This window comes from Candidatus Chordibacter forsetii (assembly GCF_964187505.1).
Lineage (GTDB): Bacteria > Verrucomicrobiota > Verrucomicrobiia > Opitutales > Seribacteraceae > Chordibacter > Chordibacter forsetii.
On record NZ_CAXLML010000167.1, the window covers coordinates 1 to 4872 of the forward strand.

The 4872-nt window shown below is 44.6% G+C and carries 3 protein-coding genes and 1 pseudogene; all 4 read left to right on the plus strand.

All coding sequences use genetic code 11. The features are described 5' to 3' along the window. Positions 1-537 (plus strand): annotated as a pseudogene (locus tag ACKPQ4_RS07040) (hypothetical protein); the annotation flags it as partial. A gap of 90 nt (positions 538-627) precedes the next feature. Next, positions 628-2067, plus strand: coding sequence for a hypothetical protein (locus ACKPQ4_RS07045; protein ID WP_407680482.1), 1440 nt, complete (start codon positions 628-630; stop codon positions 2065-2067). Then, a complete protein-coding gene (locus ACKPQ4_RS07050) occupies positions 2064-3416 on the plus strand; it encodes a sensor histidine kinase (protein WP_407680483.1) in 1353 nt (450 codons plus the stop codon). Before ACKPQ4_RS07045 ends, ACKPQ4_RS07050 begins: the two co-directional genes overlap by 4 nt. Before the next feature lie 35 nt (positions 3417-3451). Continuing rightward, the coding region (locus ACKPQ4_RS07055) for an outer membrane protein assembly factor BamB family protein (RefSeq protein ID WP_407680484.1) at positions 3452-4872 on the plus strand (1421 nt) is incomplete at its 3' end.

Consider the following 4872-nt stretch of genomic DNA (forward strand, 5'->3'; position numbering starts at 1 on the left):
GAAAAGGGTGAAATGAAGGATATTAAAAGACCCGAAAAATCCGAACTTTCCGACAATGCAAAGTCGGTGCTTGATGCCCTTAAAGAAAAACAGGATACCCTTCACTCTGAACTCAAAGAAAACCTTGCCGAGTTAGGTAACTCTGCGACCAAGGAACAGGTAAAAGAAGCAGCCCAAGCTTTTAAAGAAGCAAACAAGGAAAGATTTGATTCGATCAAAGCGGAGCATGAAGCCATTCGCGAACAATTAAAGGCCGCCCGCCCCGCCCGTCCAGAGCGCCCAAAAATTGAATTATCCGAAGAATTAAAAGCCAAAGTGGAAGATATCAAAGCCAAGCGTGATGAACTGCAGGAAGCAAAAAAGGCCCTTCATGCCAACCTCAAGGACTCAACTGTGGAAGAGAGAGAAGTTATGATTGCGGAGTTTAAGGAAGCCAACAAAGCCAAGCATCAGGAAATCAAAGAAAATACAAAAGCGGTTAAAGAAGAAATTCGTGCTCAGGTTGAAACTGAAGCTACCCGGTCCTCCGATCAATAATTGATCGATAATTTAAAAAAGAGGCTCCTCTACGGAGGAGCCTCTTTTATTTTGTTTTCCAACGAGAAATACACTCCTTAGAGTTAACCAATGCCAAGGTTGGTCCAAAATAAATACTCAAAAATTTCAGCTTACTGCCGTTTTCATCCTGTAATCCTTGGCCTAATTATTTTACTGCCTGTTCTGATTGCTCCTGCCTGGTCCAATGAACCAAAGCCTTTTGAAGAATTTCACTCCAACTTGGGTGAGGTTTTAATACTTCCCCTCTATGCCCGCCCAAAACCTCCTCCCCTGAATCAACCAGGAAAGCCTTTGGACATCGCTACGGCCCCTGAGAATAGACAAGCCAACGAAAGGAAAATAGATTTCCCAACCAACCAACCCGAGCCTGCTCAAACCAAGGATATCGAGCCACAAGAATTATTGACGGACGAAGAAATTACTGAACTTCTTTTTGGCGATTTGGATGAATGGGGAAGCGAAGAGGAAGTGGAAGAAGGGGAACTTTTGCTCCTTGAAACAAGTGGATGGCTCAATTTTTACCTGGCAGAATTTGGCCTAGGATACTCGGACAATCCTCTCTACGCCGCCTATAATCCAAAGAGTAGTCGCTATGGGGAATTTACCCTGGAAAGCTTTTTTTTGAGTCAACACGACCCCGAGCAAAAAGCTTTGGTATATCTCTATGGAGAAGGCAAAAAATTTGCTGATCTCGAGGAGGATATGTCAGGTTTGCTCCTAGCTTTGGTCGACTATACCTTTGCACCCTCCACAAGTTCTTTATCTTATGGAGGTAAAGTACAACACACCTATTACGACCAAGGAATGGACTTTTCTGAGCTCGGTTCCATAAATCGTTTAAAGATCACCTCCAATAAATCCATAATTTCTCCTTTTATAAATTGGGTGGATGATGATGGATTGTCTGCTAAATTTGAACTTGGGTGGGGCAAGGAAACCCTGAGGCAATTTGCTGATAAAAACTATATACGAACACTCTCATTTACCTTTGGAGAAGAAGGCAATGAATGGATTGACTGGCAGGCAAAATACGACCTCTCCAACACCGAATACCAAGACCGAAATGCCAAGGATGGCACAGGAAACATTATCCCTGGAAAGGTAAAAATCCGAAAAAATGGAGCCTCAATTTTGCTATCTCCACAAAAGGAAAATTTGTGGACAAAGGGGACAAAATTAAAGGCAGGCTATGTAAAGGCGAGAAATTCGGATGGTGCTTATTACGATTACCAACAATGGAAATTTTCTTTGGGTAAAGAAATTCAATCCGAACCATGGGAAAGTGATCTATCTGTAGGTTACAACTCCACCCACTATTCAGATCGATTAACTTCTAAAAATGCCTTGTTTTTAAAGGATGGTGTCAGCTTGGATCTTCGCATTACTCGTAATATTGATCCTCATTGGAAAGCCTTTATCAAATGGGCTCGGGAAGAGGATCGATCCAATGACCCGGAATATTCTTACCTGAGCAATTTTTGGTCTATGGGTCTAAGTTGGGAAAAATGAACATTCTACCAGAAAGCAACCTATGGAAGTCCTTTAGCTGGGTGGCACTTATTCTTGCTGGAATGGTTATCGCCCTGCTGTTTGTTTCGCGATCACAACTCCATCGGCAAGTCATCGAGTCAGAAGCCATGTTCCTAAAAGCTCAGTTCGAACAATCCATGAATACATTACTGCTCGATGAATTGGATGAGGAAATCGCCTGGATAGAAGGAAAGAGCCTAGAGGAAAGATTAATTAATCAGGCGGCTCTTGAAAGCTTGGGTATCCCCCAAGTTGAAGGTGTCCAGGCTTACAACCATGAATTTACTCCCATTCCTCTAGCCACTGCGGTTGGCTCGCCCGTTTCAGGTAATGAACTTTTTCAAAATGCCAGGCTGGAGGGTTGGGTATTACGGGTACTCCCAAGTGGTTCGTTTGGCTTAATGATTCACCTGCCCGATCAGCAAGATTCCTACTACATTGAATTTCAATTAAATGGAGAGCCCCTACAAGATGCGTGGAACCGTATCGATACAACCCTGGTCAAACAGGGTTCGGGATTGATGATCTTTGCCGTTGTTCTGCTATGGTCGATTTTTCTGATGATGATTCGTCGGATTCAGGCAAAGGAAAAATTGCTTATCGAAAAAACTGAGGTTCTTAAACAAACAAACCAAGAATTATCGAGGGCGTACAAAACCACCAGCCTGGGAGCTCTGACCGGTCATTTAATGCACGCCCTGAAAAGTCCGCTTACTGCACTGAATGATTTGGCTCGTAACCCAGATTCCCTAATCAAAGAGGACAACTCGGCTGATATCCGTTCCACCATTCATCAAATGGAAGGATTAGTTCATCAGGCTCTAGAAACGATTAAGGAAACCGAAAAGGGAGAAATTTCCTATTGTCTGACCATGAAAGAATTGCTTGCAATCCCCCGCCAAGAATTTGCAAAAAAATACGCTCTGGCCCGTTTAGAAATTAACGAATCATACTCACTATCAGGTTTGGTTAACAACCTACAGGGCAACCTCATCCTTGCCATCCTGAGTAATCTTTTTCAAAACTCCGTAGAGGCCAAGAAAGATGTCTCTCTTTCTATTGACTGCCTCGAAGAAGACGGGAACTGGATTCTGTCTCTCACCGACAATGCCGGAGGAATTCCCACGGCGTTACAAAGGCAACTTTTTTCTCCCATAATCAGTCGGAAACCAAGAGGTTCCGGAATCGGGCTTGCTCTTTGCAAACAGTTGGCCGAGAGCATGGACGGTTCCCTCAGGTTGGTATCTTCAGACAAGCAAGGATCGTGTTTCAGATTGACTGTCCCAAAACTTGAAGGTTCAACATCCCCAATGTTTGCAAGCATTTGAGATTGTTTTATAGTAAGCTAATGAAAGGGGACCTTTTGAAATCAATCAAAGACCTGTTCCATGTATTTGTACCCGCTTTGATCCTGGGCATGATCTGTTCCTTTTCTATTCAAGCTCAGTCTATACCGGTTTCCCTAAACTGGAAGTTATCCACCAACGGGGTTATCTTTTCTTCCCCTGCGATTGATGAGAACGGGGTAATTTATGTGGGATCAAATGACAACAACCTCACAGCCGTAAATTCGAATGGTTCTATAAAATGGACCTTCCCAACCGGAAACTGGGTGGACTCATCCCCTGCCCTGAGCCACGATGGCACTGAGGTTTATGTTGGATCATGGGATAACAAACTCTACGCCATTTCAACCACTGATGGTTCAGAAGTTTGGTCCTACGAGACCAATAGTTATGTAACCTCTAGCCCTGCAGTTGGTATAAATGGGCGGATCTATTTCGGCTCGATGGATTCAATCTTTTATGCTCTGGAAAACAACGGTTCCAAAGCCTGGGAATATTTTGCGGGGCAGCCCATTTTTTCCTCTCCATCCATCGGGCAGGAAGGCACCATTTATTTTGGTGATGAAAACGGCACCCTTCATGCCGTCAATCCTGATGGATCGGTTAAGTGGACTTATGAGGTGGAAGAGGTAGCAGACACTAACAAATCGATTCTTTCATCCCCTGCCCTTGACGCCTCTGGGAACATCTACTTTGGCAGTGGTAACGGATATTGCTACAGCTTATCCGACGACGGCGAACAAGCCTCTCTTAACTGGAAATACCAGACGGGCGACCGGGTGGATGCCTCCCCAGTTTTGGGATCTACGGATGAAGTTTTTTTTGTTTCCCGGGATGGTTATTTAAGGTCCCTGCCACTCTTTTCTGCCACCACTGATAACCTGGCTAATTGGGAGGAATTTGTGGGTGATGTCTTCTACAGTAGTCCCGTAGTTGATGCCAATGGCAGGGTCTATGTAATTGGATATACTGGTGGGGGTGAAAATCATCTCTTTGCCTACGATGCAAATGGTAGCAAGGCCTGGGATAGCAATGTCAGCGATCCCCCATTCTCCATAGATGCAGTGGTGGACTCGTCACTTCTGCTTGATCAAAATGGTGCTCTTTATTTTGGTTGCTTCGACAAAAAACTTTACTCCCTAGACCTCGGTGTGGGTCGATTAGACTCCCACTGGCCGATGTTTAAAAGGTCCAATAAACGAAACGGGGACTGGCCAAGCTTCAGCCTTTCCCTTGAGTCATCTCCCTTATCGGGTGGTTCAACCGAGGGTAATGGATTGTTTTACCAAGGTACTTCTGCTTCCATTTCCGCAACTCCAGATACAGGATATTCCTTTTCCGGATGGTCGGGGAATGGTGCAGTCGACCCCAACGCACCTTCCACCTCCGTGGATATGTCTCAGGCTCGTACTCTTTCCGCTTCCTTTTCTCTGAACTC

Coding starts and splice junctions, on each gene's coding strand:
- ACKPQ4_RS07045 (WP_407680482.1), top strand. CDS start 628: ATGCCAAGGTTGGTCCAAAATAAATACTCAAAAATTTCAGCTTACTGC.
- ACKPQ4_RS07050 (WP_407680483.1), top strand. CDS start 2,064: ATGAACATTCTACCAGAAAGCAACCTATGGAAGTCCTTTAGCTGGGTG.